Source organism: Roseburia sp. OF03-24, assembly GCF_003463035.1.
GTDB lineage: Bacteria > Bacillota > Clostridia > Lachnospirales > Lachnospiraceae > Roseburia > Roseburia rectibacter.
The window spans coordinates 1-16,788 of sequence record NZ_QSCK01000047.1 but is presented as its reverse complement, the minus strand read 5'-3'; the positions used below and the strand labels follow the sequence as shown (position 1 = coordinate 16,788).

Genomic DNA, 16,788 nt, shown 5'->3' with positions numbered 1-16,788 from the left:
ATGGTACAGTTATCAGTTCAGATACTGTTCCGTGAATAATTCAGGCTAATTTATTTTCCTGCTTATATATTTCAATAGAATTATATCCCTCCTCCGAACTAATAAATAATTCATCTCTGGTTACAGGAACAACAAATAATTCTTCTGGTTCATCTACATTCTTTTCAGACAAATAAGATGCAACTACTATAAACATAAGCATAACAACTGCTGCCAGCATTCCAACTAATTTTAATTTCTTCATGTGTCCTCCTTTCTTTTCTTACACCTGTAAGATTACCATAGAACACCATTATTATCAAATCATTCTTTAATCCGGTATTGGTAATCGGGTATCTGCATAATTCCGTCATTTAGGATTTCATTCCCCAAATACTGAAAACTGCCATCCTCTGCAAATCTTACCGTAAGTTCATGGGTAATGACTGCATCATCGCAAATGACCATGTCGCAAACTGCCTCCACCGTTAACGTAACCGTCCCATCCTCATTTTCTTTGATGTCGACAACCTCCGGCAGAGATGTCCCAAAGAAGGTAGGCGCATAATTAAAGCATCCAAGTCGCACCCAATAATAGGTCTGGTTTTCCTCATCAAATACTGCGTAATCCCGTATCTGCTCTGCTGTTATCGGAAGATATTCCATAATCAGACTTTCGAATTCTTCTTTCGGGATACCATTTGGATAATCTTCGGAATTGAACTTTTCTCCATATTTCATTCCATACAGATATTCAAACATTCCGTTATAATCCAATTCACTCATGTTTTCTGTATTCCAGTTGGAACACAAAAGGTTCTGTCCCTGATATCCAAGTCCCAGGACGAGGCGCTCAGACATCTCTCGCTGTTCCTCTGTCATAGGTTTTATTCTGATCAGACAGCTGCCATCCATGATTTCACTGACTTCCGGTGGCTCCGGTACACATAATTCATAACAAAACCATCCCTTATCTGTATATTTCCACTCTTTTAGTCTTGTATGGGAAATGTATGAAATTCCCGGCTTGTTGTCAGCATTCCAGATTCCTCTAGCACTTACAACATACATATCCGTTCCATCAAAAATGAATTTCATTCTTCCCAGTCCGCCATCGTTATGGACTTCATAAATTACTACAGAACCACTTTTCCCTTCCATACATTCTTTCAGAAAACTGTCAACACTTTCATAATTCTCCATATTAGAATAGGTTATCATCGTTGTAACCGGGCATCCTGCGTCTGCTAGTTTCTTCTGCATTTCAAGAACCGTTTGATCATCCAAAACAACATAAGATGCCATCCCTTTATCTGCTGATTCATAAATGTCAAAATAAAGTTCCATCAGCTTTTTACAGTCAGTCTCAGCTTCTTCCCTTTCCTGTACATCTACTGGAAGGTCATAACCCTTTTCCCATTGTTCTTCAGCCTCTTCCTCGGCACTTTTTGTTTCCTCCGTGGAAGATACTTCTTCCGTATCTTCCACAAGAGATTCACCCGCAACACTATCTTTTTTTCCACAGGCACACATGAAACACCCAATCAGTAATACCATAATCAGCAGAATGCTTTTTCTTTTTAATGCCATAATATCATCCTTTCTTTCTTGCTATTGGTGGCAGTTCCAATTCTATTTGCTCTATAGAATTGGAAAGATATCTAAAAGTTCCATCTTCAAATGGCTGAACCACAATCTCATTCCTAAATGCAAGATCAGAATTATAATCCGTCCATACTCCGTCTACAATAAGAGTAATCGTTCCGTCCGTGTTTTCTTTGTAATCAACCACCTCTCCAAAAGGCGGATATGGACTGGCATAAATCATTTCATATTCATAACTGTTGTGGTCTGCGTTGTATCTACAATGTTCTCTCAACTGCTCCACAGACACCGGGAAATAGGTAGTCATTATTTTTTCATACTCCTCTGCCGGAATTTCCCATCCCTGTGTCTTCAGATTTTCGCCTGTATAAATCCGATAGATATCTTCATACATGCAAGGCATCAAAATATCCTCTACATTGCTACTGTTCCAGTTTGTGACAAGCACATTGTAATTCACATAGCTTAGTCCTGATATGTATTTCTCCGTCAGTTCCTGGCAGTCTTCCGGAAGCGGTTCTATTCTCCAATACTGTCTCAAACTTGCATGTGCAATCACATATTCATATGCGTAGATAAAATACCCTTTTTCAGTAAGTTTAATTTCAGCCACATTACTTATCGAAGTTCCCTGTATTTCAGGCACTCCACCTTCCTTCCAACGAACACCTATATAATAAGTCTGCAACTCACCTTTCCGGTAAATAAAAGTAACTGCTCCAATCAGTCCATCTCTATGCACTTCAAATACCGTAACCATCGAGTCCTGTCCCTTCAAGTAATCTGCGTAAAACGCTTCAATTGCTTCATGATTTTGCATAGCATTATCTTCTTCAACACTTACCAAACCGCTTCTGCCCAATTGTTCCACCACGGCTTTCCTCTGCTCGTTGGTAAATTCGTTAATACCCGAAGAGTAGCTTGGTGCATCTACAATTACAATATCCTTATAGATTTCTCTGACCGATTCTGCTGCTGACAAAACCGTACTCTGCAACTGCTCCTTCTCCTCTTCTGAAAGGAGGTCATCGCTGGCTTGCGGAATGAACCAATATGCTGACTCTGTAGAAGTTTCCGCATTCTCGGCTTCTTCTGTTTCTGCTTCGCTATTTTCGATTTCTACAGGTGACTCCCATACTTCTTCTGCCACCTTTTGCTTTTCTGCATGCCGTTTTCCCCAACAGAACACTCCTGCTATCACGAAAAACAACAGCAGCAAAATCGGAAGTCCACATCTTCTAAGCAGCCATTTCACATCTTCCATTATTCGCCTCCGTACAATTCTTCCCATTCTTCTAACGTCAACCGTGGCGTATGCCAAGTTTCTCTGTAGTTGTCTTCAGATGGTATAATTCGGTTAGATACATATTGTACTCCTCCGTCCTCTAACGGGCGGACCACAACCTCATGAGCATATACCTTGGAATCACCTGCATAAGGGAATACTACATTAGCTGTAAGTGTAATTGTCCCATCGCTGTTTTCTGAAAAACCGACTACCTCTGAATATGGATATTCCGGGTACTCTACTTCTTCGAAGCCTCTCGGCTTATATTCATAAGTTGAATTCTCCGAATAATAGACGGTTTTTGATTGCAGCGTTTCACTGTCAATATTGAAATATTTCATAATAACACTTTCAAATTCCTCTTTTGGAATCTGATAAACTGCACTGACTGATAAGTTGTCATCAGCAGCATAAGGAACATACTGACCGTTTACTTTTGGATAAAGAATGTCATACATATCATAGAAATTCAAATCTCCAAAATCATCCTCGCTCCAATCTACAATGAACATATTATTCTGTTCAAAGCTGATTGGGCGAAGGTATTTCCGACTCAACACCCTATATGTTTCATCCAATGGCTGTACTCGTAATGCGGTATGCTCCTCTGCCCCACTCAACGTAAGAACATACAATTCTTCTGAAAACCAGACACCGGAAAACATCAGGTAACCTTCTTCTGTATAATTCCAATACTCCGCTTGATAGTTTCCTATAACCTCTCTTTTCATATTTCCATTTTCATACTTGTAATAGCTTCTGACCACATCCACATTTCCGTCTTTTGTGTGCAAATCGTATTTTACAAATCCGCCCAAATAACTGATTTCAAGAATCGTTATTTCTGCTTCCTCCTGTGCATCCACTTTTTCGCAGAATTTCACTACCTTCTCTGGTTTCGTCATGTTAATTTGATTTCTGCTGTCAACAGCCGGATATCCATTTTCTCCAAGGCAATTTACAATACTGCGAATCGTTTTCAAATCAGCTATCTTGTTTTCTTCTGCTGCCTTCTTATAAAAATCTATACAGATGTTTATAATTTCTTCTGCGTTCTCCTGAGGTTCTTCTGGAATAGTCTGAATATCAATTACTGTTTCCGAAACTGTATCTTCTTCCGGGGGTGCATCGCTGCACCCCGAAACACTAAGCATCAGTACAAAACTAATTACTGCTAAACCACTCTTCCAGAACCAGGCTGTCTTTCTTAACAACATATCCACTTCCTCCTCTTCCTTTCACATCTTCTACCATGCTGATAATCAATATAGGACGTTCTACCGTATCTTCTGCTGTAAAAATTGCAAACCATCCTAATTCCGTACCCGAAGTATCATCCTTCGATGCCTTGATTTCTGCCGTACCTGTTTTTCCTGCTAAAAGAATGTCATCCCGATGGGCTGCATATCCAGTTCCATTAGAATCATTCACAACCTTCTTTGTTTCTTCCAATACACGGCTTGCTGTCTCATTAGAAAAGGCACCCGGAATCCAATACTCAGCTGCGATTTCATTCTTATATGCCAAATAAGGCTTTATGACATTTCCCTCATTACAGAAAGCAGAATAGATACATGCCATATGTAATGGATTCACTAAAACCTGCCCTTGACCGTAACCACTATCGGCTAACTGTATTTCTGTTTCAATTCCCTCCGAATTAGAATACTGCGACTCTGCCATCTTAATCTCAAATGGCAGTTCCTCATTAAAACCAAGTCCAGTCAAAGAACTCTCCATCTCTTCTGAGCCAATCTTTAATGCTGCCTTTGCAAAATAAATATTATCGGAATAAATCAAAGCGTTCTCTAAAATAACTGGTTCATATGCATGAAGGGTAGTTACATAATAAGACCCCCACGATGCATCTTTTTGCCAGCTTAATCCTACATTACCATAATCTTCATTTGGATCAATTGCTCCTGATTCCAAACCGACCGCAGCCGTAACTGGCTTGAATGTCGAACCGGGACACCAGACTTGCCGGAACCGATTATACATAGGCTTATCCTCGTCATCATTCAATGCTATCCACTGCTCACTGGACAATCCCATGATAAAATCATTATTGTCATAAGATGGTGTACTGACCAAAGCCAGTACTTCTCCGGTATATGGATTCATGGCTACAGAGCAGCTCTTGTCTTCCTGAAACTGCTCATATAAGGCAATCTGCAAACTGGCATCTATCGTCAGCTTAATGTCCTGACCGTGCTGCACTAAAATACAAGCAAGTTCTTCTTTCTCTTTGCCTTCCGAATTCACAATGTATATCCTGCAGCCGTTTTGCCCTTTCAGTTCCTTTTCAAACAGACCTTCCATTCCGCTTCTGCCAATCACACTGTTAGCTGTATATCCCTCTCCTGCATGTTCTTCTAAATCCTCTGCAGTAACACTTTGTACATACCCTACCAAATGTGCAGCCGCTTCACCTAAAGGATACTCACGAACTTCAACGTCAGATATCATTACTTCGGGAATTGCCAGCAAACTTTCGTGCCTTTCTTTCTCCTTCAATACATCTTCGTCCGGTTCTACTTTTAGCAGTTCGATTTCTTCCACTCTCGGAATCGTTTTTATTGGAACAAAAGAATCATCTTTTACCCACTGTGCTGACAATTTCTTCTCTATCACTTCCGGCGTGGTTTCCAGTAATTCTGCAATCTTGGCGATTGCTTCCTCCCTGTTCTCCAATTTTCCCGGAACGATTCCAACCGAAGATGCAGTTCCTTTTCCAGCAAGCACTCGTCCATTCCTATCCAGAATTTCTCCCCGGTTTGCCTGTGTCGTTGAAACTCTTACCTTATCAGTAGAAGCTAAATTCGGAAAGATCAGTGAATTATCCCAAACCAACTTATACCCGTCTTCGCCCTCCAGAAAAAATGCTTCATTCTCAAAGCTGATTTCTCCTGCAACCGTATCAAAAGATGTCTGATAAGTTACGGTCAGTTGCTCTTCGTCGTATGCGATAATCTCGACCGCCATATTCTGGATTTCAATACCTTCGTAAATAGCTGAATTGCGTTTTATGAAATCCTCCTGACTGACATTGCCAGATGCCTCAATATGGAGCATCGCATACATTTGCTCATACTCCTGTGCCGGGATGTGATTCATGTATTCAACCAGAAGTTCTTCTGGTGTTTTCCACACCTCCTCCTTTTTGAACATTCCTGCCACACATACCGCAACAGTAATCGCAGCCATTCCTATAACAGCAATCGCAATCCATAGGAGCCTGCTTTTCTTTCTTTTATGTCTGCTTTTTCCTTTCTTCATATTGACCTCCATTCATTTTGCTTTGCTGATATGGTCATATTCTATTTTCAATGTTCATTACTCGCTTTCAAAATATTACATTCGTAAGATTTTGAAACAAAAAAATTTTCCTTTTGTTCTGTTCTACTCTGCATCCCTCCTTTTTATTTATTACATGCGTAAGATTTCACATTAAAAAAATATTTTTGAAACCCGCTGCACTTGTGTAAATATTACATCAGTAAGATTTATAAGTCAAGTTATCTTTATATAAAAAGGCTCCTGCCAGAAGGTATCACACATTTTCGCAAAAGTGATACCTTTTAGCAAAAGCCTATTATTCAGCAGAGTCTTGCACCACCCCACTGTTTCAATATTCAAATGTTTCATTCAAAAAACCAGAAAACACACATCTATTTTCTTTCCTTAATATCCCACAAACCGCAGAAAATCAAGGTTTCTTTGAAAGCAGACAAACGGTTTCAATATTTCCCGTCGCAGGAAACATGTCCACGCACTGCACTTTCTTCACCTGATAACCTCTCGCCTGCAGCACTTCAAGATCTCTTGCTAAGCTGGTCGGTTTACAGGAAATATAGACCATCTGCGGCACATTATAGCGGATGATTTTCTCCAGTGCTTTCGGATGGATTCCATCTCTTGGCGGATCAAGTACGATATAATCCGGTTTTTCCCCGATCGTATCGATCACTTTTAATACATCTCCCGCGATAAATTCGCAGTTGGTAAGTCCGTTTAAAGCTGCATTCTCCCTTGCAGCCACAACAGCTTCCTCCACGATCTCCACACCGATCACTTTCTTTGCAACCGGAGAAAGTATCTGTGCGATTGTTCCGGTTCCGGAATACAGGTCAAATACTGTCTGATTCGCCTCATCGTCGAGCGCATCCCCGATAAATTCACGTGCAGTCTGATAGAGTACTTCTGCACCAAGGGAATTTGTCTGGAAAAAGGAAAATGGCGTGATTTTAAACTTCAGACCAAGCAGTTCCTCATAAAAGAAGTCCTGTCCAAATAAAATATCTGTCCCCTCATTTTTGATCGTATCGGCAACGCTGTCATTTTTTGTATGAAGGATTCCTTTTAGCACACCGTCATATTTTTCCTCACAAAGTTTTTTCACCCAGCCTTCTAATAATGCACTTTCATTTTCCCCACTAAGTTCCTCCATCTGTGTAGTTGTCACAAGGTCAACTAAAATCTCTCCTGTTTTTGCTGCTTTTCTCACAAGAAAATGACGGAGATACCCGGTGTGACGGAGTTTATGATAAAATGGAATCTGTTTTTCCTTAAAATATTCCAACGTGATCTTAAGCACACGACGGAAATCTTCGTCTACGATCTGGCACTCTCCTACATTTACGATATCATAAAAACTGCCGCGTTTGTGCATTCCAAGTGCCAACGGACCATCCTTATATTCATCTCCAAATGAAAACTCCATCTTGTTGCGGTATGCTTTTGGTCTTGGACTTGCTTTGATTGGTAAAAACTCATATCCCTTATTTTCTTCAGTGATGACTGCGTCGATCAGGTCTTTGACCTGCTTTTCTTTCATCTTAAGCTGTTCCTCATATGGAAGGCTCTGGAATGTACAGCCACCACAGATCCCATAATGAACACATCCAGGTTCCGGCAGCTCCAGTGCAGATTTTTCCAATATTTCAAGCAGTCGTCCTTCGCATTTTCCTTTTCTGACCTTATTGACTGCTGCTGATACTTTCTGTCCCATGATCGCATTTTTTACGATCACACGTGTACCATCTTCCGTTCTTAAAATTCCTTTATTCGGGAAATCCACCCTTTCAATGATTCCTTCTACGATCTGCCCTTTTTTCATAACCAGTTCCTTTCTTTTTCTATTAACACAAACTAAAAAGGGCTGCAACACTGCAGCCCCCTAAGATATTTCTTACTCTTCTGTTTTTTCCTCTGCCGGCTCTTCTGCTTTGTCGTCATCTTCTTCGTCTTCAAAGAAATCATCATCAAAATCATCCTCGAAGTCATCCTCAAAATCTTCCAGATAATCAGGTGCAAAGAATCGATAAATTCCATAAACTGCTGCTGCCACTGCGGCAATAATTCCGATAATCGCAAATACCCAGACAACTTTGGAAGCTTTCTTCTCTTCCTCTGCTTCTTTTTTATTCAGCAGTTCGTTTAATCTTGAAATGTTAACTAAATCTTTTAAATCGTCCATCTTGTTCATAGGGCTCCCCTCCTTCTATTTTCAGACTGCTGTATCTCACAGTCATATGTTACCTGATGATTCTAATATTATGCGTATTACATTCCGCAATGTAAATTCATTACATGTTAATATTATATCATATGTTTCCCATTTCGCCTATTAAAAATTTATAAATTAAACATTTTTATATCTTTTTTAATTTTGCAAAAGAAGCAAACATTTTTTTGATGCCCACTGTATCAAACTGAACCGTGACTTCATAGTCCCGTCCACCTTCTACGATCGCAACTACAGTGCCTTCTCCAAACCTTGTATGTAAAACACGGTCAGCAATATCATATGGCAGTTTTTCCGCTTTCGTATGAACAGACGCAAATGCACGCGCCTGCATGCTCTGTCCGGAAGGCTGCTGTTTCATGTTCATCCGTTTTGATTTTGCACTCCATTCATTTCCAGTTGAAGTACCCGCTTCCTTTCTTGCAGGAACTGTTTCTTTTCCATCTAAAAGTTCTGCAGGAATTTCTTTGACAAATCGTGAAACTTTATTGTACTGTGTCTCACCTCGGATCATTCTCTGCCTTGCACAGGTGATCGTCAATTCTTTCATTGCACGGGTAATACCCACATAAGCAAGGCGGCGTTCTTCCTCTAACTGCTCACTTGAATCATCCGACGTGATCGACATATAGCTTGGGAACAGACCATCCTCCATACCTGCTAAATACACTTTAGGAAATTCCAGTCCCTTTGCACTGTGCAGCGTCATCAAGACAACATAGTCGCTGTCATCTTCCAGGCTGTCAATGTCTGCCACCAGTGCTACTTCTTCCAGAAAACCGCTCAGTGTCGGATGTTCCTCGCTTTCCTCATAGCTTACAACTTTACTTAAAAGCTCATCGATATTCTCGATCCTTGCCTCAGCTTCATCGGTACCTTCCGCCTGAAGTTCCTTAACATATCCTGTTTCCTCGATCACTTCATGAAGCAGCTGTGAAATGCTGATAAACTCCAGTTTACTCCGGAACACCTGAATAAGATTTACGAATGGCTTTACTTTTGATGCTGCTTTTCCAATGGACGGGATTTCATCTGCACGCTTTAAGGCATCATAAAAGCTGATATCGTATGCCCCAGCATAATCAGTCACACGGTTTACAGTCGTTGCGCCAATGCCACGTTTTGGAACATTTAAAATACGACGCACCGCAAGATCATCACGTGCATTGTCAATCGTCTTTAAATAAGCAAGAAGATCCTTCACTTCTTTTCTGGCATAAAAGTTTACACCACCGACGATCTTATACGGAATATTTGATACGATAAAACGCTCCTCAAACAGTCGTGACTGCGCATTTGTACGGTATAAAACAGCATGATCCCCATAATGATAAGCTCCGTTCTTTACATCACCTGCAATATCACATGCGATAAAATCAGCTTCCTCATAACCGGTATTAAACTGTTCAAAATCAATCTTCTTACCTTCTTCATTTGCAGTCCAGAGTGTCTTTGATTTTCTGCCGACATTGTTTGCAATCACGCTGTTTGCTGCATTTAAAATATTCTGGGTGGAACGGTAATTCTGCTCTAATTTGATTGTTTTTGCATCCGGAAAATGTTTTTCAAAATTTAAAATATTATAAATATTCGCCCCACGGAACTTATAAATAGACTGGTCATCATCACCTACTACACAAAGATTCTGATACTTTCCCGCCAGAAGACGGATCAGTTCAAACTGTGCTGTATTGGTATCCTGATACTCGTCTACCATAATATAATGGAAACGCTCCTGATAATAATTTTTCACTTCAGGATCCGACTGTAAAAGTTCTACCGTTTTCATGATCAGATCATCGAAATCAAGCGCATTGTTCTTATGTAATGCATCCTGATACTCCCGGTATACCTCCGCCTGTCTGCGTTTTGCATAATCAGAAGATGTCAGTGCACGCTGCATCAGTTCTGTCGGTGTGATCAGTTCGTCTTTCGCTGACGAGATTGCTGCTAAAAAACTTTTCTCTTTATAAATCTTAGTATCGATTTCTAAACGCTTACAGATATCTTTCATCAGGGATTTTGAATCATCCGCATCGTAGATCGTAAAATTGGTATCAAATCTGATCCGGTCAATATGACGGCGCAGGATTCTCACACAACTTGAATGAAAGGTCGATACCCAGATACTTTCCGAACCGAATCCAACAATTTTATCAATCCGCTCCCGCATCTCCCCAGCTGCCTTGTTGGTAAAAGTGATCGCCATGATATGATAGGGATTAACTCCCTTTTCTTCTATTAAATAAGCAGCACGGTGTGTCAGCACACGCGTTTTCCCGGAACCTGCTCCCGCTAAGATCAGCACCGGTCCCTCCGTCTGATATACTGCTTCCCTCTGCTGTTCATTCAGTGTATCGTATATACTCATATTTATTATTTTCCTTTTCTTTCATTGATTGCTATTATACTATAACATGTACTTTTCGTGCAATAAAACCTATCTTGAATTATTTTGTTAAATTATTTTTTCATTTATATCTTGTCATCTAGTTTTCATTACTATATAATGTGATAAGAGGTGACACAAATATGGATACGAAACAATTTTTACGTTCAATCTTAGATTCCTTACAGCAGATTGATTACGTCAAACCGGAAGATATTCCGAATATTGATTTATATATGGATCAGGTAACCACATTTATGGATTCACAGCTTGCAGCTTCCAAGCGTCATGATGACGACAAAATCCTGACTAAGACAATGATCAACAATTATGCAAAAAACAACCTTCTTCCTCCACCGGAAAAGAAGAAATATACCAAAGAACATGTACTGGTTCTGATCTTTATTTATTATCTGAAGAGTATTTTAAGTATCAGCGATATCCAGGGGATTTTAAATCCGATCACAGAAAAATACTTCGGCAATGACGAGCACTACAGTCTCGAAGATATCTATAAAGAAGTTTTCAGTTTAGAACATCCGGAAACACAGAACCTCATGAAAGATCTTGCAAAGAAATTCAACACTTCCATGAAAACATTCCCGGATGCATCGGAAGAAGAAGCCGATCTTTTGCATACGTTCAGTTTTATCTGTATGCTCAGTTATGACGTATACATCAAAAAAACTCTGATTGAAAAAATGATCGACCAGATGGCTTCAAAAGATCCGGACACAAAACCATCCAAAAAATAATAGAAGAACCGCTATTTCTGATAAGACAGATGATCATATATTTGCATATACACCTGTCTGCCGGAATAGCGGTTCTTTTTATTTCTATTCTTTATCTTTTTCCTGAAGTCTTGAGAAAACCATATCATATCCGTCATTGCCATAATTCAATGAACGGTTTACACGACTGATCGTTGCAGTGGAAGCACCGGTCTTTTCTGCGATATCAAGATATGTCTTCTGATCTCTAAGCATCTTCGCAACTTCAAATCTCTGTGATAAAGAAAGCAGCTCATTCACAGTACATACATCTTCAAAAAATGTATAACATTCTTCCTTGTTCTGGAGGCTTAAAATAGCATCAAACAGATGATCAACTGCCTCTGTCCTAAGTTTCTTGCTCATAATCCTTTCTCCTTTTTTATTGATTGCACGCTATGTGCGCTATACATCTACGTTGCATTTTAGCATATTAAAGTTTTAAAGTAAATAGATATTTTAGTTATTTTAGTTTTTTTTGCAGACTGCTATTATATCATTTTCTCCATGTAAATGCAATGAAATATATCGGTTTGCAAAATTAGAACATTTGTTCTTATTTTTATTTCTTTTCTATTGATTTTCAAACATATGTTTGCTATAATATTTTTTACCAACAAATATTTTACCCTGTAAAGGAGCATTCCACATGAAAAAAATAGGCTCATTTTTCTTTACTTTTATACCATTTTTGCTTGCGATAGCATTCCAGTACCTTGCCATGTTTTTTGTAATGGGAGTAGCCCTGTTTTATGAACATATCCGCTATATTTTTTCTTCCAGCCATGTCTATACAGAGCTTTGGAACAATACTTTAAACCTGTGGTCCTCTACGCGCGTAAATACCATGATCATGATCGTATTTTCCCTGCTCTGTATCGGAGCATTCGGTCTATGGTACCATGCCGGATATCATGGGATTTATCTGGTTCACCCGGGAAAGATTTTCCATCCGCTTTCCGTTATTGGGATCATCCTTTTAGTACCTGGTACACAGTGTCTGTCGACCTATCTGGTCTCTTTCCTGGCATCTTTGTTTCCACAGTGGATGAAAGCCTATGAAAAACTTATGGACACTGCAGGAATGACAAATGGGCTGACCGTATCCATGTTCTTTTACTCCGTCCTGCTTGCCCCAATCGGTGAAGAACTTCTCTTTCGCGGTGTTACCATGCATCAGGCAAAAAAAGTATTTCCGTTCTGGGCAGCAAACATCATGCAGGCACTTTTATTCGGAGTTTTCCACATGAATATGATACAGGGAATCTATGCATTTTTCCTCGGTATGATTCTGGGTTACATCTGTGAAAGAGGTGGCAGTATTTATCAGTCTATCCTGTTTCACATGTTATTTAACTTCTGGGGAACCGTCATAAGCAGCATTTTACCAACCGGCAGCAGTGCACTCTTTTTCATCCTTTATTTTGCCACAGGAGTGATCTGTATCTCATGCGGTTTTGTCCTCTTCCATTTTGGATCAAACCGCATGGTTCAAAAACAAATGTCTATTCTGCCACTTGAAAATACGGGATATGATACTTTTCCTCCATTCAATTAACGTCCGGTTTCATCACTGCAGATAATTTTTCAGGAAACGAATCAGTTCTTCCATCTCTTCTTTTGTTCCGATACTGATCCTCAGATAATTGCTGATTCGTTCTTTTGAAAAATACCGCACAAAAATATGTTCTTTTTTCAAAGCCTCAAACAATTCTTTTGCCGGCACACGCTCATGTGTTGCAAAGATAAAATTACTCATGGAATCTCCAAATGAAAAACCAAGTTTTGCAAGCTCTTTCTTTGTCCATTCACGGGTCGCTATTACACGCTGTCTGGTCTCTTCGAAGTAGTCCTTGTCCTTTATTGCTTCCACACCAAGTGCAAGTGCTGTCTGATTCATCGTATAGGAATTAAATGAGTACTTCACATCATTAATATATTTAATAAGTTTTTCATTTCCCATTGCATAGCCGATACGCATGCCTGCCATGGAACGTGACTTTGAAAAAGTCTGGACCACCAGCAGATTATCATATTTCTCAATCAGAGGAAGTGCACTCTCCCCTCCAAAATCGATATATGCCTCATCCACAACCACAATCACATCCTGATTATGCTTTATGATATCCTCAATTTCTGAAAGTGGCATTAAAATTCCTGTCGGTGCATTTGGATTTGGAAAAACTACGCCTCCATTTTCGCCATAATAATCTTCTTTTACGATCTGGAAATTATCGTCTAACGGTTTTACCTCATATGGTATCCGAAGCATATCTGCCCACACATCATAAAACGAATAAGTAATATCCGGAAACCAGATCGGTGTTTTAGAATTAAAGAACGTCATAAAGATCATTGCAAGTACATCATCCGATCCAACACCCACAAAAACCTGACTGCTCTTTAAACCATAATACTCTGCGATCGCATCGACAAGAACTTTACAGGCCGGCTCCGGATATAATCTGAGCCGGTCTGTATCGAACTCTTTGAGTGCACGGATCACTCCCGGTGCCGGTGGATACGGATTTTCATTTGTATTTAATTTGATCATACGCTGTTCCTGTGGCTGCTCTCCCGGAACATAAGGTACTACTTTTCTTACATAAGATTCCCAGTTACCCATTCTATGCCTCCTACTAATTCAGTCCATACACTTCTGCTAATTTTGCAAATGCAGGAAGTGAATTTTTGATTGTCTCATGAGAAACACAATAAGCAAGGCGTACAAATCCGCCACATCCAAATGCACTTCCTTTTACCATCAGAAGATGCAGCTTTTTGCCCTCTTCTACAAACTCTTCTTCATTGGCGACCGGAGATTTCACCCACAGGTAAAATGCTCCTTCCGGCTTGATACAGGTAAAGCCAAGATTCGTTAAGCCATCGTATAACATCTTTCGGTTTTCATCATAAAAAGAAACATCTGTTTTTTCATCTAAACATCTTGCAACTGCTTTCTGGATCAAAGATGGTGCATTGACAAATCCAAGCGTACGGTTTGATATCTCAATACCGCGTATCAGATCTTCGGCATCAGATGCCTCATTTGGAACTACCACATAACCGATACGTTCTCCCGGCAGTGATAATGATTTGCTGAAAGAATATCCAACGATCGTATTTTTATAATATTTTGTCAGAAAATCTTCTTTATTTCCATCATAAACCAGCTCACGATAAGGCTCATCTGATATCAGATAAATGTCATGTCCGTATTCTTCCTGTTTCTTTTCTAAGATAGCAGCGATTGCCTGCATCGTCTCAGGTTTGTAAATCACACCTGTCGGATTATTTGGTGTATTGACGATAAGTGCCTTTGTTTTTCCTGTGATCTTTGCCGCAAAGTCAGCTAAATCCGGCTGAAACGTCCGAAGATCCGGATTTACCGTTACAATATCCGCATCAAAATTAGCTGCATACTGACGATACTCACCGAAAAATGGTGCAAACACGATCACCTCATCTCCCGGATCTAAAATTGTCTTAAAAATTATATTAAGACCGCCTGCTGCACCGACTGTCATTACAATATTATGACCATCAAATACAGTACCAAAACGTTTGTTTAAGTTCTCTGCGATCGCTTCACGCACATCTTTATAGCCGGCATTTTCCATATATCCGTGTAATTCCAGAGAACCTGATGCACCTTTTTTATCTGCCTCGTCTAACAGATCACGGATACTGTTATTTAACGCTGCCGGAGCCGGTGTTGTTGGATTGCCAAGAGAAAAATCATAGACATTCTCTGCACCATATTTTTCTGCCATTGCTTTTCCTTCTACAAACATTGCACGGATCGCAGAATTTCCGAGTAAAGCCTTTTGTATTCTTTTTGAAACCATAATTCTATCTCCATTCGTATACATTTCTGTTGTTGCAGATCACACAAATCCCACTGAAAGAAGTGTATTTATAATATATCTTTAAATACTTTACCACAGCACTATAAAGAAGTAAATGCTATTTTCATTGGAATTATTGATGTTCCATAATGCGACGATTTTTCCCTATTATACACGAAAAGCGTATTGCAGCTTCCATAAACTGCAATACGCTTTTACAAGCCTGTTATCTATACAATACTCATAAACCATTCCACGGTTTCCGGTGAATAATGTGAAAAGAATAAACTTTCTCCTGTATCAAGTGCCTCGATCTGCTTCATTTCCTCATCGGTCAGTGAAAAATCAAACACATTGAAGTTTTCCTGCATTCTTTCTTCGTGGGTAGATTTCGGAATAACAACTACCCCGTTCTGAAGCAGGAAGCGGAGTGCTACCTGAGCTACACTCTTTCCATATTTTGTTCCGATTTCTTTGAGTACCGGAATGTTGAAGAAATCGTTTTTATAGATAACGCCGAGTTAAGTCTCACGCAGCTCAATGGCTTTAACTGCCTTCTCCGTGACCAGATCGGTTTCTGGACTGAACTGGTAAAACAAAAAATGCCTGCATCACGTTTTCTGATACAGACAGATGAATTTGAGTTTGAGGAACTGGTCCGGAACTCCTCATTGTTATGTTTTTCCACCAGTATCGCAACACCCTTAAACCAGCCCATGAAAGACCGGAAAGCGATCCCTTTGACCGATGCAGAAGTTCATGTTACTTATTGTACCATAAGTACTTTAGTCCGCAGTGCACATCCGAAAAATTAAAAAACTGCAGTGTTTCCACTGCAGCTTTTCTTTTACATCTACTATTTTACTAACTCTTTTACTTTTGCTTTCTTACCAACGCGATCTCTTAAGTAGAATAATTTAGCACGTCTTACTTTACCCTGACGAACTACTTCTACTTTCTCAACGTTCGGAGAATGTAACGGCCATGTTTTTTCTACGCCGACACCGTTAGAGATTTTTCTTACAGTAAATGTCTCACGGTTGCTTCCACCCTGTTTTTTAAGTACAGTACCCTCGAATACCTGGATTCTCTCACGGTTACCCTCTTTGATCTTACCGTAAACTTTTACAGTATCACCAACACGGAACTCCGGTACTTCTGCTTTTAACTGTGCTGTTTCAATGTTCTTAATGATTTCACTTGCGTTCATTTTGTGACCTCCTGATAATTTGGATGTTCTTAATACGCGAATTCGTAACAGAGGACCATCTATTTTTACTCACAACTATTATATCTTATCACATAAATTTGTGATTGTAAAGATATTTTTTACTTGAGTTTCCGTACTTTTATCCACAAAGCCCCGTTTTCATAATCAT

Annotated in this window: 16 protein-coding genes; 3 read left to right on the top strand and 13 right to left on the bottom strand. The window is 39.7% G+C overall.

The features are described 5' to 3' along the window. Positions 1–40 precede the first annotated feature (40 nt). The 8 genes from DXA60_RS17365 to pcrA form a co-directional block, all read right to left on the bottom strand. Positions 41–244, bottom strand: a complete 204-nt coding sequence (locus DXA60_RS17365; protein WP_117922553.1) for a hypothetical protein — start codon at positions 242–244, stop codon at positions 41–43. A 59-nt stretch (positions 245–303) separates the two neighbouring features. Further along, positions 304–1,569, bottom strand: coding sequence for a DUF6070 family protein (locus DXA60_RS17360; RefSeq protein WP_117922552.1), 1,266 nt, complete (start codon positions 1,567–1,569; stop codon positions 304–306). Between the two features lie 4 nt (positions 1,570–1,573). Beyond that, the gene (locus DXA60_RS17355) at positions 1,574–2,848 is read right to left on the bottom strand and encodes a DUF6070 family protein (RefSeq protein ID WP_117922551.1); all 1,275 of its coding nucleotides are present in this window, start codon (positions 2,846–2,848) and stop codon (positions 1,574–1,576) included. Next, positions 2,848–4,089: a DUF6070 family protein gene (locus tag DXA60_RS17350; protein ID WP_117922554.1), complete on the bottom strand. Its 1,242-nt coding sequence runs from the start codon at positions 4,087–4,089 to the stop codon at positions 2,848–2,850. Before DXA60_RS17350 ends, DXA60_RS17355 begins: the two co-directional genes overlap by 1 nt. Further along, positions 4,037–6,151 carry a penicillin-binding transpeptidase domain-containing protein gene (locus DXA60_RS17345; protein WP_117922550.1) on the bottom strand — a complete coding sequence of 705 codons (2,115 nt, stop codon included), beginning with the start codon at positions 6,149–6,151 and terminating at the stop codon, positions 4,037–4,039. The genes DXA60_RS17350 and DXA60_RS17345 overlap by 53 nt, the downstream gene beginning before the upstream one ends. A 430-nt stretch (positions 6,152–6,581) precedes the next feature. Further along, positions 6,582–7,991 carry a 23S rRNA (uracil(1939)-C(5))-methyltransferase RlmD gene (gene rlmD, locus DXA60_RS17340; protein WP_117922549.1) on the bottom strand — a complete coding sequence of 470 codons (1,410 nt, stop codon included), beginning with the start codon at positions 7,989–7,991 and terminating at the stop codon, positions 6,582–6,584. A gap of 72 nt (positions 7,992–8,063) precedes the next feature. After that, positions 8,064–8,360, bottom strand: a complete 297-nt coding sequence (locus tag DXA60_RS17335; RefSeq protein WP_117922548.1) for a hypothetical protein — start codon at positions 8,358–8,360, stop codon at positions 8,064–8,066. A gap of 166 nt (positions 8,361–8,526) precedes the next feature. Further along, entirely contained in the window at positions 8,527–10,770 is a 2,244-nt protein-coding gene (pcrA, locus tag DXA60_RS17330; protein WP_117922547.1) for a DNA helicase PcrA, read from the bottom strand. A 161-nt stretch (positions 10,771–10,931) separates the two neighbouring features. On the opposite strand from pcrA, the gene DXA60_RS17325 reads away from it, so the two are divergent. After that, a complete protein-coding gene (locus tag DXA60_RS17325) occupies positions 10,932–11,543 on the top strand; it encodes a DUF1836 domain-containing protein (RefSeq protein WP_117922546.1) in 612 nt (203 codons plus the stop codon). A gap of 84 nt (positions 11,544–11,627) precedes the next feature. On the opposite strand, the gene DXA60_RS17320 is transcribed toward DXA60_RS17325, so the two are convergent. Then, complete coding sequence (locus tag DXA60_RS17320) at positions 11,628–11,927, bottom strand: YerC/YecD family TrpR-related protein (RefSeq protein WP_117922545.1); 300 nt, start codon at positions 11,925–11,927, stop codon at positions 11,628–11,630. A 283-nt stretch (positions 11,928–12,210) separates the two neighbouring features. On the opposite strand from DXA60_RS17320, the gene DXA60_RS17315 reads away from it, so the two are divergent. After that, positions 12,211–13,119, top strand: coding sequence for a type II CAAX endopeptidase family protein (locus DXA60_RS17315; protein WP_117922544.1), 909 nt, complete (start codon positions 12,211–12,213; stop codon positions 13,117–13,119). Between the two features lie 12 nt (positions 13,120–13,131). Here the strand turns inward: DXA60_RS17315 and hisC are convergent, their stop codons facing one another. The 3 genes from hisC to DXA60_RS19830 form a co-directional block, all read right to left on the bottom strand. Beyond that, the gene (gene hisC, locus DXA60_RS17310; protein WP_117922543.1) at positions 13,132–14,187 is read right to left on the bottom strand and encodes a histidinol-phosphate transaminase; all 1,056 of its coding nucleotides are present in this window, start codon (positions 14,185–14,187) and stop codon (positions 13,132–13,134) included. 13 nt (positions 14,188–14,200) lie between these two features. Further along, a complete protein-coding gene (locus DXA60_RS17305) occupies positions 14,201–15,409 on the bottom strand; it encodes a pyridoxal phosphate-dependent aminotransferase (RefSeq protein WP_117922542.1) in 1,209 nt (402 codons plus the stop codon). Between the two features lie 230 nt (positions 15,410–15,639). Further along, complete coding sequence (locus tag DXA60_RS19830) at positions 15,640–15,879, bottom strand: aldo/keto reductase (RefSeq protein WP_334294399.1); 240 nt, start codon at positions 15,877–15,879, stop codon at positions 15,640–15,642. Between DXA60_RS19830 and DXA60_RS19635 the strand changes: the two genes are divergently transcribed. Then, the gene (locus tag DXA60_RS19635; protein WP_330418454.1) at positions 15,790–16,224 is read left to right on the top strand and encodes a hypothetical protein; all 435 of its coding nucleotides are present in this window, start codon (positions 15,790–15,792) and stop codon (positions 16,222–16,224) included. The genes DXA60_RS19830 and DXA60_RS19635 overlap by 90 nt on opposite strands. Before the next feature lie 41 nt (positions 16,225–16,265). On the opposite strand, the gene rplS is transcribed toward DXA60_RS19635, so the two are convergent. Then, positions 16,266–16,619: a 50S ribosomal protein L19 gene (gene rplS, locus DXA60_RS17290; RefSeq protein WP_006858535.1), complete on the bottom strand. Its 354-nt coding sequence runs from the start codon at positions 16,617–16,619 to the stop codon at positions 16,266–16,268. Between the last annotated feature and the right edge of the window lie 169 nt (positions 16,620–16,788).

Coding starts and splice junctions, on each gene's coding strand:
- DXA60_RS17365 (WP_117922553.1), bottom strand. CDS start 244: ATGAAGAAATTAAAATTAGTTGGAATGCTGGCAGCAGTTGTTATGCTT.
- DXA60_RS17360 (WP_117922552.1), bottom strand. CDS start 1,569: ATGGCATTAAAAAGAAAAAGCATTCTGCTGATTATGGTATTACTGATT.
- DXA60_RS17355 (WP_117922551.1), bottom strand. CDS start 2,848: ATGGAAGATGTGAAATGGCTGCTTAGAAGATGTGGACTTCCGATTTTG.
- DXA60_RS17350 (WP_117922554.1), bottom strand. CDS start 4,089: ATGTTGTTAAGAAAGACAGCCTGGTTCTGGAAGAGTGGTTTAGCAGTA.
- DXA60_RS17345 (WP_117922550.1), bottom strand. CDS start 6,151: ATGAAGAAAGGAAAAAGCAGACATAAAAGAAAGAAAAGCAGGCTCCTA.
- rlmD (WP_117922549.1), bottom strand. CDS start 7,991: ATGAAAAAAGGGCAGATCGTAGAAGGAATCATTGAAAGGGTGGATTTC.
- DXA60_RS17335 (WP_117922548.1), bottom strand. CDS start 8,360: ATGAACAAGATGGACGATTTAAAAGATTTAGTTAACATTTCAAGATTA.
- pcrA (WP_117922547.1), bottom strand. CDS start 10,770: ATGAGTATATACGATACACTGAATGAACAGCAGAGGGAAGCAGTATAT.
- DXA60_RS17325 (WP_117922546.1), top strand. CDS start 10,932: ATGGATACGAAACAATTTTTACGTTCAATCTTAGATTCCTTACAGCAG.
- DXA60_RS17320 (WP_117922545.1), bottom strand. CDS start 11,927: ATGAGCAAGAAACTTAGGACAGAGGCAGTTGATCATCTGTTTGATGCT.
- DXA60_RS17315 (WP_117922544.1), top strand. CDS start 12,211: ATGAAAAAAATAGGCTCATTTTTCTTTACTTTTATACCATTTTTGCTT.
- hisC (WP_117922543.1), bottom strand. CDS start 14,187: ATGGGTAACTGGGAATCTTATGTAAGAAAAGTAGTACCTTATGTTCCG.
- DXA60_RS17305 (WP_117922542.1), bottom strand. CDS start 15,409: ATGGTTTCAAAAAGAATACAAAAGGCTTTACTCGGAAATTCTGCGATC.
- rplS (WP_006858535.1), bottom strand. CDS start 16,619: ATGAACGCAAGTGAAATCATTAAGAACATTGAAACAGCACAGTTAAAA.